The following is a 17234-nucleotide window of genomic DNA, read 5'->3' as shown; positions in this document are numbered from 1 at the left end:
GGCAACGTTCCGAACGTCCGGAAGGACTCCGCGACGGAAATCGCGGCCGTGTGCGCGACGGCGGTCGCGATATCCGTGGAACCGTCACGCCGGGCAATGGGCCGCCCCACCGGAAGAGGCCCTTTACCGGGCGCCACCACCGGCAACCGGGGTCACTAGGGGTGTCAGCCGGGAGCCCGGCCCCCCTACGTTGGCGATATCCGGTCGGAATATCCGTACCGGCCCGTCGCTCGCGGCAGTGACAGCAACACCTTTGAGTTCAGAAGCAAGAACAGATCCACTGCCATGACGAAGAACGAATCCGAGACACGATTTCCGTAATGGCCGGCACACCGTAACAAGGCCGGGTGTAGGCATATTCGCGCGCCGTGAATCGCGCGAACCAGTGATGACCGTGGAGTGCGCTGATGACCGAGCCCGGTTCCCTTTCCTCTTCTGCCGACAAGGTGAATGTGTCGCATGCCGAAGCGGGTGACCCTTCCGAACTGGTCCGCCGACTCGAGGCGCTTCCGGTCGCCGAGCAGACCCGGCAGCTGACCGACCTGATCTGCCGCGAAGCCGTGGCGGTGCTCCGTCGCCTGCGCCCGGACGAGAAGCGGGTGGCCGTCGACGCGCGCCGCCCCTTCCGCGAGCAGGGCCTGGACTCCCTCGGGCTGGTCGCGCTCCACACCGGGGTCAACACCGCGACCGGGCTCGCGCTGCCGCCCACGGTCGGCTTCGACCACCCCACGCCCGCGCTCCTCGCCGAGCACCTGCGCACCGAGGCCCTCGGACTGCCCGCCACCGCCGTGGCCGTCGACGGCCCGGCCGCCCGGCGGGTGGACGACGACGACCCCATCGTCGTCATCGGTGCCGCCTGCCGGTTCCCCGGCGGGGTCACCAGCCCCGAAGCGCTGTGGCAGCTGCTCCAGGAGGGCGGGGAGGTACTCGGTGAGTTCCCCCGCGACCGCGGCTGGGACGTCGACGGGATGTACGACCCCGACCCGCAGGCGCAGGGCAAGAGCTACGTCAAGCACGGCGGCTTCCTCGCCGACGCCACCGACTTCGACGCGGACTTCTTCGGGATCAGCCCCCGCGAGGCGCTGGCCATGGACCCGCAGCAGCGCCTGATGATGGAGACCACCTGGGAGGTACTGGAGCGCTCCGGCATCGACCCGCACCGCCTGCGCGGTACGCGCACCGGCGTCTTCGTCGGCGCCGAGGTCCACGAGTACGGTGTCCGCGTGCACGAGGCCCCCGACGGTCTCGACGGCTATCTGATGACCGGGAACGCCCCGAGCCTGGCGTCCGGGCGCGTCGCCTACACCTTCGGCTTCGAGGGCCCGGCGATCACCATCGACACCGCCTGCTCCGGCTCCATCGTCTCCCTGCACCTGGCCGCACAGGCACTGCGCCGCGACGAGTGCTCCCTCGCCATCGTCGGCGGCGTCACCGTGATGGGCAGCCCCGGCATGTTCACCGCGTTCAGCCGACAGCGCGGTCTGGCCCCCGACGGGCGCGTCAAGGCGTTCGCCTCCGCCGCCGACGGCACCGGCTTCTCCGAAGGCATCGGCCTGCTGGCCGTCGAGCGGCTTTCCGACGCCCGCCGGCACGGCCACCAGGTGCTCGCCGTCGTCCGGGCGACCGCGGTCAACCAGGACGGCGCCAGCAACGGCCTCACCGCGCCGAACGGCCTGTCGCAGCAGCGGCTGATCCGCGACGCCCTGTCCACGGCCGGACTGACCGCCGCCGACGTCGACGCCGTCGACGCCCACGGCACCGGCACCACGCTCGGAGACCCGATCGAGGCCCAGGCGATCATTGCCACGTACGGCCAGGGGCGCCCCGAGGGCAGCCCGCTGTGGCTCGGCTCGGTCAAGTCCAACCTCGGCCACACCCAGGCGGCGGGCGGCGTGGCGAGCATGATCAAGATGATCCTCGCCATGCGGCACGGGGTGCTCCCCAAGACGCTCCACGTCGACGAGCCGTCCCCGCACATCCGCTGGGAGGCCGGCGACGTCCGGCTGCTCACCGAGCCCGTCGAGTGGCGCACCGGTGACCGCCCCCGCCGCGCCGGTGTCTCCGCGTTCGGTATCAGCGGCACCAACGCCCACGTCATCCTCGAGGAAGCCGGCGACGCGGAGGCCGCCACGGCCGTCGACCCCGGCTCCGCGGAGGACACCGGCACCGACGCGACGGAGACCGCCACCGCCACCGACGCCGATGCCGAGGCGACGGAGACCGTCACCGGGCTCCTGCCGCTGGCCCTCTCCGCCCACAGCGCGCCCGCGCTGCGCGCGCAGGCCGACCTGCTCCGCACGCACCTCGACACGCATCCCGGCACTCCGCTGCCGCACCTCGGCCACGCGCTGGCGACCACGCGCGCCGCACTCAGCCTCCGGGCCGTCGTCACCGTCAGCGACCGCACCGGGCTCGACAGCGCGCTGCGCGCCCTCGCCGAGGACACCGACCACCCCGACGTGGTGCGCGGTGAACCCGCCACCGGACGGCTCGCGTTCCTCTTCACCGGCCAGGGCAGCCAGCGCGCGGCCATGGGACGTGAACTGTACGAGCGGTACCCGGTGTTCGCGGACGCCCTCGACGAGGCCATCGGTCATCTCGACATCCAGCTGGAGCACTCGCTCTGGGACGTCCTCCTCGCCGACGAGGGCACCGAGGACGCCGCGCTGCTGAACCGGACCGAGTACGCCCAGACCGGTCTCTTCGCCCTGGAGACCGCACTGTTCCGGCTGCTGGAGTCGTGGGGCGTACGGCCCGACTACCTGGCCGGCCACTCCCTGGGCGAGCTGTCCGCGGCCCACGCCGCCGGAGTGCTCTCCCTGGAGGACGCGGCGACCCTCGTCGCCGCGCGCGCCCGCCTGATGCAGGAACTGCCCGCCGGCGGTGCCATGGTCGCGGTCCAGGCCACCGAGGCAGAGGTCGCCGCAGCCCTCGCGGACGGCGACGGCACCGTCTCCCTCGCCGCCGTCAACGGCCCCGACTCCGTCGTCGTCTCCGGCGCCGAGCAGGCCACCCTCGCCCTGGCCGAACGCCTCGCCGCGGGCGGCGCCAAGACCAAGCGGCTTCGCGTCTCCCACGCCTTCCACTCGTCCCTCATGGAGCCGATGCTGGAGGAGTTCAGGGGGATCGCCCGGCTGCTGGAGTACCGCGCGCCCCTGATACCCGTCGTCTCCAACGTCACGGGTGAGATCGCCACCAGCGCCGAACTCTGCGACCCCGAGTACTGGGTGGGCCACGTCCGCCAGGCCGTCCGCTTCGCCGACGGAATCGACACCCTCGCCGCCGCCGGAGTCACCACCTTCCTGGAGCTGGGCCCCGACGCCGTACTCACCGCCATGGCGCAGGGAGCACTGGCCGACGCCGGTGACACCACGTCCGCGGACGACGCGCCCGCCTTCCACTGCGTGCTGCGCCGCGGCCACGACGAACAGCGGGAACTCCTGACCGCCCTCGGCGCCGTCCACGTCCGCGGCTTCGACGTGGAGTGGGGCGCCGCCTGCGCCCCGGACGGCGCCCCCCGTGTCGAACTGCCCACGTACGCCTTCCAGCGCCGCCGCTACTGGCTCACCCGCGGGATCACCGACTCCGGCGACCCCACGGGCCTCGGCCAGGTGGCCGCCCGGCACCCGCTGCTCGGCGCCGTGATCAGCCGCGCGGGCGAGGACGGCATCATCCTCACCGGCCGCGTCTCGCTGCGCTCCCACCCCTGGCTCGCCGACCACGCCATCGCGGGCACCGTCCTGCTGCCCGGCACGGCCTTCGTGGAACTGGCCGTCCGCGCCGGTGACCAGGTCGGCTGCGACGCCATCGAGGAACTGACCCTCGCGACCCCCCTCACCGTCCCCGCGGACGGCACCGGCATCGCTCTGCAGATCCAGGTCGCCGCCCCCGACGGCAGCGGACGCCGCGCCATCGCGTTCTACTCGAGACCCGAGGACGCCACCGAGGACGAGCCGTGGTCCCAGCACGCCGACGGACTGCTCGCCCCACTCGGTGCCCCCGCCGCCGACCGCACCGGCTTCGGCCTCGCCGAATGGCCCCCCAAGGGCGCCGAGCCCGTCGACATCACCGGCCTCTACGAGGACATGGCCACGAAGGGCTACGGATACGGCCCGGCCTTCCAGGGGCTCCGAGCCGCCTGGCGGCACAACGGCGAGGTCTACGCCGAAGTCGCCCTCCCCGAGGGCGTCCAGGGCGACGCCGGAGCCTTCGCGCTCCACCCCGCACTGCTCGACGCGGCGCTGCACGCCACCGACTTCACCCAGGACGGAGCCGCCGACGACGTCACCCGTCTGCCCTTCGCCTGGCACGGGGTGACGCTGTACGCCACCGGTGCGTCCGCCGTCCGGGTCCGGATCGCGGCCACCGGCCCCGACTCCGTCCTGCTGCGCCTTGCCGACACCACGGGCGCACCCGTGGCCCTCGTCGACGGCTACCTCGTACGTGCCGTCGACACCACGCGCCTTGCCGCCGCCGCCACGCGCACCGACACGCTCAAGCGCGTCAACTGGGTCGAGGCGAGCGCTGGTTCACCAGCCGACCTGGAGAACTGGGCGATCGCGGGAGCGGACCCGCTGGGTCTCGCCGACACCCTCGGCGTACCCGTACACCCCACACTCACCGAGCTCGGCGCAGCGGCCGACGCCGACGGGCCCGTGCCTGACGTCATCCTCGTCACCCACCGTACGGAGGCCACGAGCACAGGCACCGACCCGCTGGCGACCACCCGTACGGCCCTTGCCCAGCTTCTCGGCACCGTAAAGAGCTTCCTCACCGACGAACGGTTCGCCGGCTCGCGGCTGGTGCTGCTCACCGAGGGCGCCGTCGCCACCACGGACGACGACACCCCGCCCGCCCTCGACACCGCACCCCTGTGGGGTCTGGTGCGGGCGGCCGAGGCGGAGAATCCGGGCCGGTTCGTGCTGGTCGACGGTGATGCCGCTGGTGTTTCTGCCGGGGTGCTGTCCGGGGCGCTTGCCTCGGGTGAGCCGGAGTTGGCGTTGCGTGGGGGTTCCGTTCTGGTGCCGCGTCTGGTGTCGGTGGCGCAGGCGGATGGTGCTGGGAGTGCCGAGGGTGGTGCTTTTGGTGCGGGTACGGTCCTGGTGACGGGTGGTACGGGTGGTCTCGGTGCGCTGGTGGCGCGTCATCTGGTGGCCGAGCACGGTGTGCGCAGTCTGCTGCTGACGAGTCGTCGTGGTCCTGATGCTCCGGGTGCGGCCGAGCTGGCCGTAGAGCTGGAGGAGTCCGGTGCTGTGGTCACGGTCGCCGCGTGCGACACGGGCGACAGGGACGCCCTGGCCGCGCTGATCGCCGGCATCGAAACGGGCCACCCCCTCACCGGCGTCGTCCACCTCGCCGCACTCCTCGACGACGGACTCACCGAGTCCCTCACCCCCGAACGCATCGACGCCGTGCTGCGGCCCAAGGCCGACGGCGCCTGGTACCTCCACGAGCTGACCCGGGACCTGCCGCTCCGGCAGTTCGTGCTGTTCTCCTCGACCGCCGCCTTCCTCGACGCCGCAGGACAGGGCAACTACGCGGCGGCCAACGTCTTCCTGGACGCCCTCGCCCTCCACCGGAGCGCCGCCGGACTGCCCGCCACCTCGCTCAACTGGGGCCTGTGGACCGGCGACCACGGCATGGGCGCCGGTCTCGACCACGCCTCCGTACAGCGCATCGCCGACCTGGGCCTCACCCCCCTGAGCGCCGACGAGAACCTCGCGCTGCTCGACACCGCCGTGAGCGACACCAACGCCGTCTCCGTGGTGCCCATACGCATCGACACGAGGGCCCTCCAGCGCCGGGGAGACGCCCTTCCCGCCGTACTCCGCGGCCTGGTCCGGACCCCCGCACGCCGCACCTCGGCCGACAGCGGGCCGGGAGCCGTCCCCGTCGAGCAGACCCTCGCCCAGCACCTGGCGACGCTTCCCGCCCCCGACCGCGCCGACGCCGTGCTCGGCCTCGTCCGCACCCACGTCGCAGGCGTACTCCGCCACGACGACGCCGAAGCGATCAGCCCGCAGCGCGCGTTCAGCGACATCGGCTTCGACTCCCTCGGCGCCGTCGAACTCCGCAACCGCCTCAACTCCGCCACGGGCCTGCGCCTGCCGGCCACCCTGATCTTCGACTACCCCACACCGCGTGGGCTCGCCGAGCACATCGGCTCCAAACTGCTCGCCGTCGAGACCGCCGCCCCCAAGGCCCCGGTCGCGCCCCGCACCCCCGCCGACGAGCCCATCGCCATCGTCAGCATGGCCTGCCGCTTCCCCGGAGGAGTCACCTCACCCGAGGAGCTCTGGAACCTCGTCTCCGAGGGCCGTGACGGCGTCTCCTTCTTCCCCTCCGACCGTGGCTGGGACACCGACGGTCTGTACGACCCCGAGCCCGGCACATCCGGAAAGTCCTCCACCCGCGAGGGCGGCTTCCTCTACGACGCAGCGGACTTCGACCCCGAGTTCTTCGGCATCAGCCCTCGCGAAGCCCAGGCCATGGACCCCCAGCAGCGCCTGCTGCTCGAGACGGCCTGGGAGGCGTTCGAACGCGCCGGCATCGATCCCCACAGCCGGCGTGGCTCGGACACCGGCGTCTTCGCCGGCGTGATGTACCACGACTGGAGCACCCGTCTCACCGATGTCCCCGAGGACGTCGCCGGGTACCTCGGCAACGGCGGTCTCGCGAGCGTCGTGTCCGGCCGCGTCGCCTACGCCCTGGGCCTCGAAGGCCCGGCCGTCACCGTGGACACGGCCTGCTCCTCCTCCCTCGTCGCCCTGCACTGGGCGCTCCAGGGGCTGCGCCGCGGCGAATGCTCCCTCGCACTGGCCGGCGGCGTCACCGTGATGTCGACCCCTGACACCTTCATCGACATGAACCGGCAGCGCGGGCTGGCATCCGACGGCCGCTGCAAGTCCTTCTCCGCCGCGGCGGACGGCACCGGCTGGGGCGAAGGCGCGGGCCTCCTGCTCCTGGAGCGGCTGTCGGACGCCCGGCGCAACGGGCACCCGGTGCTGGCGGTCGTACGCGGCTCTGCCGTCAACCAGGACGGTGCGAGCAACGGCCTCACGGCCCCCAACGGGCCCTCCCAGCAGCGCGTCATCCAGCGGGCCCTGCACGACGCCCGGCTCACCCCGTCCGAGATCGACGCGGTGGACGGTCACGGCACCGGCACCACACTCGGCGACCCCATCGAGGCCCAGTCGCTCCTGGCCGTCTACGGGCAGGAGCGCCCGGACGACGCCGAGCCGCTGTGGCTGGGCTCCGTCAAGTCCAACGTGGGCCACACCCAGGCCGCCGCGGGCGTCGCCGGAATCATCAAGATGGTCATGGCGATGCGCCACGGCCAGCTGCCCAAGACCCTCCACGTCGACCGGCCCTCCGACGAGGTGGACTGGTCCGAAGGCGCTGTGGAGCTGCTGACCGAGTCTCGTGCCTGGCCCGCGACAGGCCGTCTCCGACGGGCCGCCGTCTCCTCCTTCGGTATCAGCGGCACCAACGCCCACGTGATCGTCGAACAGGCACCGCTGAGCGCCGCTCCGGCCGCCCCCGAGAGGATCGCCTCCGCTCCGTCCGTCCTGCCCTGGACCCTCTCCGGCACGTCCCCGCAGGCGCTGAGCGCTCAGGCGGAACGCCTGCTGCGGCACCTGGGCGCGCTCCGGGACGACGAACTCGCCGCCGCCGGCCGCACCCTCGCCACCGGTCGCGCAGCCCTGGACCACCGAGCCGTGGTCGTCGGCGGCACGAAGGACGAACTGGCCGAGGGGCTGCGGGTGCTCGCTGCGGGTGGCACGAGTGGTGTTGCCGTGGGCGAGGTGCGTGCGGGCAAGTCCGCGTTCTTGTTCACGGGTCAGGGTGCGCAGCGGGTGGGGATGGGTCGTGAACTTCACGCTTCCTTCCCGGTGTTCGCCGAGGCGTTCGACGCGGTCGTGGCGGAGCTGGATTCCCATCTGTCCGGGTCTCTGCGGGATGTGGTGTGGGGTGAGGATGCGTCGGTGTTGGAGCGGACGGAGTTCACCCAGCCGGCGCTGTTCGCCTTTGAGACGGCGTTGTTCCGTCTGCTGGAGTCGTGGGGTGTGCGCCCTGACTTCCTGGCGGGGCATTCGGTGGGTGAGCTGACGGCTGCGCATGTGTCGGGTGTGTTGTCGTTGGCGGATGCGGCGAGGCTGGTTGCTGCGCGTGCGCGGCTGATGCAGGCCCTCCCGGAGGGTGGCGCGATGGTCGCCGTCCGTGCGTCCGAAGACGAGGTCCTTCCGTATCTGGCGTCGGATGCGGTGAGTATCGCTGCGGTCAACGGTTCGGATGCGGTGGTGATCTCCGGTGCTGAGGTGGATGTGCTGGAGGTCGCGGCTCGGTTCGAGACGGAGGGTCGTAAGACCAGTCGTCTGCGGGTCTCGCACGCGTTCCACTCGCCGCTGATGGAGCCGATGCTGGCCGAGTTCCGTACGGTCGCGGAGAGCGTGACGTTCGGCGAGGCCCGTATCCCGGTGGTCTCCAACGTGACCGGCGAGCTCGCGACCTCGGATGATCTGCGTACTGCGGACTACTGGGTACGTCACGTCCGCGAGGCGGTTCGTTTCGGCGACGGCATCCGTGCACTGTCGGCCGCCGGGGTCTCGGTGTTCCTGGAGGTCGGCCCCGACGCCGTCCTCACCGCCATGGCGCAGAACGTCCTCACCGGAGACAGCGAAACCGGCGACGCCGCAGTCTTCACCGCGCTCGTGCGGCGTGAACGCCCGGAGGCGCGTGAGCTGTTGCTCGGTCTCGGCCGCGCCACCGCCCACGGCGCCCGGCTCGACTGGGACGCCCTGTTCGCCGCGTACGGCCCGGGATCAGGGGTCGTCGACCTTCCCACGTACGCCTTCCAGCGCAAGCGCTACTGGCTGAACGCCACCGTCAGCACGGCGGCGGGCGTCGGGGGTGCCGGACTGGAGCCGGTGAACCACCCGCTGCTCAGTGCCGCCGTGGTCGTGCCGGACTCCGACGGTGTGATTCTCACCGGTCGGCTCGCCGCCGGTACGCAGGCATGGCTGGCCGATCACGAGGTGCTCGGAAGCCTCCTGCTGCCCGGCACGGGCTTCGTCGAACTGGCCGTACGTGCCGGGGACGAGATCGGCTACGGCCGAGTCGACGAGCTGACCCTCCAGGCCCCGCTGATCATTCCGCGACGCGGCGCCACGGACCTGCGCGTCACCGTCGGCGCGACGGGCAGTGCGGCCGGCGCGGACGCGGACGACGTCGCGGGCGCCCGTACCGTCACCGTCCACTCCCGACCGGAGGGCGCGGCACCCCACGAGTGGACCTTGCACGCCACCGGTGTGCTCACTGCCTCGCCCGCCGTCCCGGACTTCGATCTGGTGCAGTGGCCGCCGCCCGGCGCCGAGCCGATCCCCGTGGAGGGCGCCTATGAACGCCTCGTCGGACGCGGCTACGGCTACGGTCCGGTCTTCCAGGGGCTGAAAGCCGCCTGGCGCAACGGCGAGGACGTCTACGCCGAGGTCGCGCTGCCCGAGGACGCGGGGACCGAGGCCGGTCGCTACGGCCTGCATCCCGCGCTGCTGGACGCCGCGATGCACGCCGACCTGCTGGACGAGCAGGGCGCGGCGGACGGCGACACCCTGCTGCCGTTCTCCTGGAACGGCGTCACTCTGCACGCTTCCGGCGCCACCGAACTGCGCGTCCATCTGAGTCGGCTGCGCGGCGACGAACTCTCCGCGCTCCGGGTGGCCGACGCCTCCGGACGCCCCGTGGCGACCGTCGAGTCGCTCGTGTCGCTGCCGGTCTCCGCCGCCCAGCTGGACGGCTCCGGCGGCCGGTCCGACGCGCTCCGTCGCATCGCCTGGAGGCCGCTGCCTCTCTCCGAGCCTCTGAGCGTCCCGAGCCCGGGACCCGTGTCGGCATCCCTGGGAGCCACGCCGCTCGCGGCGACCGGAACGGTCACCGAGTACGCGGACCTGGCCGCACTCCAGGCCGCTCTGGACGGCGGCGCCGTGGCACCGGAGCAGGTGCTCTGCCCGGTGCCCGACCTCACGGGCGGGCACACCCTCCCGGACGCGGTGCGTGCCACGGCCCATTGGCTGCTCACCACGGTCCAGCAATGGCTCGCGGACGAGCGATTCGCGCTGTCCCGGCTGGTCGTGGTCACCCAAGGTGCGGCCATCGCACCGCTCGGCGAGGTGGCCGGCCACCAGGCTGCGGCCTCGCTGGCCCAGGCCCCTCTCTGGGGTCTGGTGCGGGCGGCCGAGGCGGAGAATCCGGGCCGGTTCGTGCTGGTCGACGGTGATGCCGCTGGTGTTTCTGCCGGGGTGCTGTCCGGGGCGCTTGCCTCGGGTGAGCCGGAGTTGGCGTTGCGTGGGGGTTCCGTTCTGGTGCCGCGTCTGGTGTCGGTGGCGCAGGCGGATGGTGCTGGGAGTGCCGAGGGTGGTGCTTTTGGTGCGGGTACGGTCCTGGTGACGGGTGGTACGGGTGGTCTCGGTGCGCTGGTGGCGCGTCATCTGGTGGCGGAGCACGGTGTGCGCAGTCTGCTGCTGACGAGTCGTCGTGGTCCTGATGCTCCGGGTGCGGCCGAACTGGCCGTAGGGCTTGAGGAGTCCGGTGCTGTGGTCACGGTCGCCGCGTGCGACACGGGCGACAGGGACGCCCTGGCCGCGCTGATCGCCGGCATCGACACGGACCACCCCCTCACCGGCGTCGTGCACGCCGCGGCGGTCGCCGACAACGGACTCACCGGCACGCTCACGGCAGAGCGACTGGACACCGTGCTGCGGCCGAAGGCCGACGGCGCCTGGCATCTGCACGAGCTGACGCAGGATCTCCCCCTGAAGCAGTTCGTGCTGTTCTCCTCCGCCGGCGGCCTGGTCCTCGCCGCAGGACAGGGCAACTACGCGGCGGCCAACGTCTTCCTGGACGCCCTCGCCCTCCACCGGAGCGCCGCCGGACTGCCCGCCACCTCGCTGGCGTTCGGCATGTGGGCGGTGGACACGGGCCTCGGCGGCTCCCTCTCCGAGGCCGACCTCGACCGGATGGACCGGCTCGGCACCCCTGCCGTCGCAGCCGAGGAGGGGCTCGCCCTCTTCTCCGCAGCCCTCGGCACCGGGCTGCCCGCCCTCGTACCGCTGCCCGTGGACGCCGCCGCCCTCGCGGGCCGCTCCGGAGAGCTTCCCGCCCTTCTGCGGGACCTGGTGCACCGCCCCGGCCACACACCTCGCCGCGCCGCCGCCACCGGCGCCGCCGGGGCAGACGCCCGGCTCGGCGGACTGCTCGTCGGCACCGCCGCGGAACGCTCCCGAGCCCTGCTCGAACTGGTCAGGGCCGAAGCCGCCACCGTGCTCGGCCACAGCGGGGCCGACGGCGTCAGCCCGGACCGCGCGTTCAAGGACATGGGATTCGACTCGCTCGCGGCGGTGGAGTTCCGTAACGCCCTCACCGGTGCCACCGGTGTCCGGCTGCCGGCCACCCTCGTCTTCGACCACCCCAACTCCCGTGCGGTCGCCGACTTCATCGGAGCGCGGCTGTCCGGTGTCTCCGCCCCTGCGGCGCCCGCCGTGCGAGCCACTGTGCCCGCAGCCGCCGACGACCCGATCGCCATCGTCAGCATCAGCTGCCGCTTCCCCGGCGACGTCAGAAGTGCCGAGGACCTGTGGCAGCTGGTCGCCGAGGGGCGCTCGGCCATCACCGGATTCCCCGCCGACCGTGGCTGGGACGCCGACGCCCTCTACGACCCCGAGCCCGGCACTCCCGGCAAGACCTATGCCCGTGACGGCGGATTCCTGCACGACGCCGCCGACTTCGACCCAGAGTTCTTCGACATCATGCCGCGCGAGGCCCTGGCCATGGACCCCCAGCAGCGGGTGCTCCTCCAAGGGGCCTGGGAGGCCATCGAGCGTGCCGGGATCGCTCCGGACTCGCTGCGCGGCTCCCGCACCGGCGTCTACGTCGGCATCATGTACCACGACTACGGCTCCCGGGCCGGGGCCGTGTCCGACGAGCTGACGCCCTACCTGGGCAACGGCAGCGCAGGGTCCATAGCCTCCGGGCGTGTCTCCTACGCCCTGGGCCTGGAAGGCCCGGCCGTCACCGTGGACACCGCCTGCTCGTCGTCCCTCGTCGCTCTGCACTCGGCGATCCAGGCCCTGCGGTCCGGTGACTGCGACATGGCACTGGCCGGCGGTGTCACCGTGATGCCCAACCCGGACATCTTCGTCGACTTCAGCCAGCAGCGGGGTCTGGCGGCGGACGGCCGCTGCAAGTCCTTCTCCGCAGGCGCGGACGGAACCGGCTGGTCCGAAGGGCTCGGCCTGCTCCTGGTGGAGCGGCTGTCGGACGCCCGGCGCAACGGACACCCGGTGCTGGCAGTGGTACGCGGTTCGGCCGTCAACCAGGACGGTGCGAGCAACGGCCTCACGGCCCCCAACGGGCCCTCCCAGCAGCGCGTCATCCAGCAGGCACTGGCCTCCGCAGGACTCACCACGGCCGATGTCGACATGGTCGAGGGCCACGGCACCGGAACCCGTCTCGGGGACCCGATCGAGGCCCAGGCCCTGCTGGCCACCTACGGCCAGGAGCGCCCGGAGGGGCAGCCGCTGTGGCTGGGCTCCATCAAGTCCAACATCGGCCACGCCCAGGCCGCAGCCGGCGTCAGCGGCATCATCAAGGCCGTGATGGCACTGCGTCACGGCCAGATGCCCGCGACCCTGCACGTGGACCGTCCCTCGGACCAGGTGGACTGGTCGGAGGGTGCCGTGGAGCTGCTGACCGAGGCCCGTGACTGGCCGGAGACCGGCCGCCCGCGCAGGGCCGCCGTCTCGTCCTTCGGGCTCAGCGGTACCAACGCCCACATCATCCTTGAGCAGGCTGCGGAGCCGACGGCCCCGCAGGCCCGGAAGCACCTCCCCGACACGGTCCAGGACGCCGTGCCCGTACCGCTCGCCCTGTCCGCGGCCAACGCCACATCACTGGCCGCCCAGGCTGAGCAGCTCCACGCCCACCTGTCCGACAGCCCCGAACTCGTCCTGCACGACCTCGGGTTCTCCCTGGCGACCTCACGTGCGGCGCTGGAGCACCGCGCTGTGGTACTGGCGACGGACACGGAGCAACTGATCTCCGCTCTGGAGGCGTTGCAGGAACAGCGCGAGAACTCCGCTGTCGTGCAAGGGCTTTCGCGATCGGTCGGAGCGTTGGCCTTCCTGTTCACGGGTCAGGGTGCGCAGCGGGTGGGGATGGGTCGTGAACTTTACGCTTCCTTCCCGGTGTTCGCCGAGGCGTTCGACGCGGTCGTGGCGGAGCTGGATTCCCATCTGTCCGGGTCTCTGCGGGATGTGGTGTGGGGTGAGGATGCGTCGGTGTTGGAGCGGACGGAGTTCACTCAGCCGGCGTTGTTCGCTTTCGAGACGGCGTTGTTCCGTTTGCTGGAGTCGTGGGGTGTGCGGCCGGACTTCCTGGCGGGTCATTCGGTGGGTGAGCTGACGGCTGCGCATGTGTCGGGTGTGTTGTCGCTGGCTGATGCGGCGAGGCTGGTTGCTGCGCGTGCGCGGCTGATGCAGGCCCTCCCGGAGGGTGGCGCGATGGTCGCCGTCCGTGCGTCCGAAGATGAGGTCCTTCCGTATCTGGCGTCGGATGCGGTGAGTATCGCTGCGGTGAATGGTCCGGATGCGGTGGTGATCTCCGGTGCTGAGGTGGATGTGCTGGAGGTTGTGGCTCGGTTCGAGGCGGAGGGTCGTAAGACGAGTCGTCTGCGGGTCTCGCACGCGTTCCACTCGCCGCTGATGGAGCCGATGCTGGCCGAGTTCCGTACGGTCGCGGAGAGCGTGACCTTCGGCGAGGCCCGTATCCCGGTGGTCTCCAACGTCACCGGTCAGCTGGCCACTCCGGATGATCTGCGTACCCCCGAGTACTGGGTGCGTCATGTCCGTGAGGCGGTCCGCTTCGGAGACGGCATTCGCGCGCTGTCGGCTGCTGGGGTCTCGGTGTTCCTGGAGGTCGGCCCGGACGCCGTCCTCACCGCCATGGCGCAGAATTCTGCGGCTGACGCGGTGTTCGTGCCGGGTCTGCGGCGCAACCAGAGTGAGCCCGAGGCTCTCGTCACGGCGCTCGCGCGGCTGCACACCGTCGGCCACAGCCCCGACTGGGCGGCGTTCTACGCGCCCACCGGAGCCCGCCGGGTCGACCTGCCCACGTACGCCTTCGAGAAGCGGCACTTCTGGCTGGATGCCGCAGAGGCGCCCGCCGTCGACGCTGCCGGTCTCGGTCAGGTGGCCGCCGGGCATCCCCTGCTCACGTCCGTGGTGGTCTCGCCCGAGGGCGGCAGCGTGGTCCTCACCGGCCGGCTCTCGGTGACCACGCACCCGTGGATCGCAGACCACGACGTGCTGGGCACCGTGCTGCTGCCCGGTACGGGTTACGTCGAACTGGCCCTGCGCGCCGCCGAGGAGGTCGGCTGCGACCTGGTCGAGGAACTCGTCATCGAGGCGCTGATGCCACTGCCGGAGAACGGCGACGGAGTCGCGGTTCAGGTGGTGGTCGGAGAGCCCGACGGCGCGGACCGCCGCTCGCTGGCCGTCTACTCGCGCGTCGAGGACGCTCCGCCGCAGGTGGAGTGGACCCGGCACGTCTCCGGATATCTGGCCGTCGAGAACCGCGAACCGGTCACCCCGGAGGAGTTCGACGTCGGCTACGGGGTCTGGCCGCCGACCGGCGCGGAACCGGTCGACGTCAGCAACGTCTACGACTACCTGACCGCGCAGGGCTATCACTACGGTCCGATGTTCCGCGGTCTGAAGGCGGTCTGGCAGCGCGACAAGGAGGTCTTCGCGGAGGTCGCCCTCCCGGAATACGCGCGGGACGAGGCGGCGCGATACCGCATGCATCCCTCGCTGCTGGACGCGGCGCTCAGCGCCACGGACTTCCTCGGCGGCCGGAAGCCCCAGGACGTCGGTGCCTCCATGCTGCCGTTCTCCTGGTCCGGTGTGTCCCTGCACTCGGGCGGCGCCGCCTGCTTCCGCGTACGGATCAACTGGACGGGGTCCGACGAGGCGGTCGGCTCCGACGCCGTTCGGCTGGAGCTCGCCGACGAGCACGGCACACCCGTCGCGAGCGTCGAGTCCCTGGTGGTCCGGGCCGTCACGCCCGACCGGGTGTCGGCAGCCGCCGCGGCATCCACCGGTACCCGTCACCTGGAGTCGATGTTCCGGCTGGGCTGGAGCCAGCTGCCGGTCGGTGCGCACTCCGACGCCACGGTCGGCGACTGGGCCTTCATCGGTGAGGACGACCTCGGTCTCGCCGCCGATCTCGGCCTCGCTCCCGACGCGCTGCCGGTCCATGCCGACCTCGCCGCACTGCGGGCCGCCGTCGACGCCGGTACCAAGGCGCCCGAGCTGGTCCTCCACCGCTGCCCGGGTGCGGCGGAGGGCGACGACATGGCCGAGCGCACCCACCGCACGGCGGCCGAAGTCCTGGGCCTCGTCCAGGACTGGCTTGCCGACAGCCGGTTCGCCGACTCGCGGCTCATGCTCGTCACCCACGGCGGCGTACTCACCGAGACCGAACCCACCGAGGGAACACCGAACGACCTCTCGCAGGCCCCCGTCTGGGGCCTGATCAGGTCCGCCCAGCAGGAACACCAGGACCGCCTGGTCCTGGTCGACCTGGACGGCTCGGACACCGCCCGTCGGACTCTGCCGGCCGTGGCCTCGCTCCGGGAACCGGAGGCCGCGGTCCGCGGCAGCGAGGTGAAGGTGCCGAGGCTGGCCCGGATGTCCGCGGCCGAGGGCGACACCCCGCAGACCTGGGGACCGAACGGAACCGTCCTGGTCACCGGCGGTCTCGGCGGCCTCGGAGCGGTGCTCGCCAGGCACCTGGTCAGCACCCACGGCGTCCGGCACCTGGTGCTCACCGGCCGCCGTGGCGCCGAGTCGCCCCACGCAGCCGCGCTGCGCGACGAACTCTCAGCGCTGGGTGCCGAGATCACCGTCGCGGCCTGTGACACGGCCGACCGTGACGCCGTGGCCGGACTGCTCGCCGCGATCCCGGCGGACCAGCCGCTCACCGCAGTGGTGCACGCGGCCGGAGTGATGGACAACGCCCTGATCGACTCGCTGACCGCCGAGCAGCTCTCCGAGGTGTTCCGGCCCAAGGTCGACGCGGCCTGGCACCTGCACGAACTCACGCGGGACATGCCGCTGAAGGCATTCGTCCTGTTCTCCTCGGTGTCCGGTCTCGCCATGGGAGCGGGTCAGGGCAACTACGCCGCGGCCAACCGCTTCCTGGACGCGCTCGCCGCCCACCGCAGGACCCAGGGGCTTCCCGCGGTCTCGCTGGCCTGGGGCCTGTGGGCCACCCGGACCGGCCTCGGCGGTGCCGGGGTGGACGAGGACCTGGAGGAGCAGCGGATGGCGGCCATGGGCCTGCCCGCCCTCTCCTCGGCGGAGGCGCTGGTCCTCTTCGACCAGTCGCTCGGCCTGGCCGCCCCGACCCTCGTGCCGTTGCGGATCGACGCCGCGGCGATGACCGCCTCCGGCTCCGTACCCGCCGTGTTCCGCGAAGTCGTACAGCGCACCACCGCCCGCACCGCCCGCCCGGCCGCCGGCGGTCAGGGAACGCGCTCCACCCAGCGCGCCCGGAGCTCCGCACCGGACACGCAGAGCACCCAGTCGCTCGAAGAGCGTCTGGCGGCGCTGCCCGGACAGGAACGCGACCGGGTCCTGCTCGACACCGTGCGCACCCACGTCGCTGCCGTACGGCACGACGAACCGGACGCGATCGACGTGGAGAAGGGCTTCACCGAGCTGGGTCTCGACTCGCTCGCCGCGATCGAGCTGCGCAACCGTCTCAGCTCGGCGACCGGGCTGCGGCTCCCCGCCACGCTGATGTTCGACTATCCGAACCCGGTGACCCTGGCGAAGTTCCTCCTGGAGGAGTTGCTGCCCGGTATCGAAGCACTGGCACCGGCCGCCCCCACTCCGGCCGCGAACGGCACGGGCGGCGGGGCACAGGGGCCGGCCGCTTCCGGTGACGACGCCGAACTCCAGCGGCGGATCGGGACCGTCTCCATCGCCCGACTCCGTGAGGCCGGACTGCTGGACACCCTGCTCAAGCTCTCGGAGGAAGCCGACACACCCGGCAACGGGTCCGAGGGGGCCGGCAGCAACGGCGGCAGCGACAGCAACCGCAGCGACGCGATCAAGAGCATGAACATCGAGGACCTGGTCCGGGCCGCGCTCGGCACCGACAAGTCCTGACAGCATCCG

1 protein-coding gene is annotated in these 17234 nt (G+C 72.1%); it reads left to right on the top strand.

The window, feature by feature from the left end:
* The first annotated feature begins 407 nt into the window (after positions 1-407).
* Complete coding sequence (locus AMK10_RS36165; RefSeq protein ID WP_073753926.1) at positions 408-17225, top strand: type I polyketide synthase; 16818 nt, start codon at positions 408-410, stop codon at positions 17223-17225.
* The last annotated feature ends 9 nt before the right edge of the window (positions 17226-17234 follow it).

The sequence above is a fragment of the Streptomyces sp. CB02058 genome (assembly GCF_001905505.1).
GTDB lineage: Bacteria > Actinomycetota > Actinomycetes > Streptomycetales > Streptomycetaceae > Streptomyces.
This window is presented reverse-complemented; position numbering and strand designations above follow the sequence as displayed.

What these genes read in the sequence shown, in the direction of transcription:
- AMK10_RS36165 (WP_073753926.1), top strand. Translation starts at nt 408, where the DNA reads ATGACCGAGCCCGGTTCCCTTTCCTCTTCTGCCGACAAGGTGAATGTG.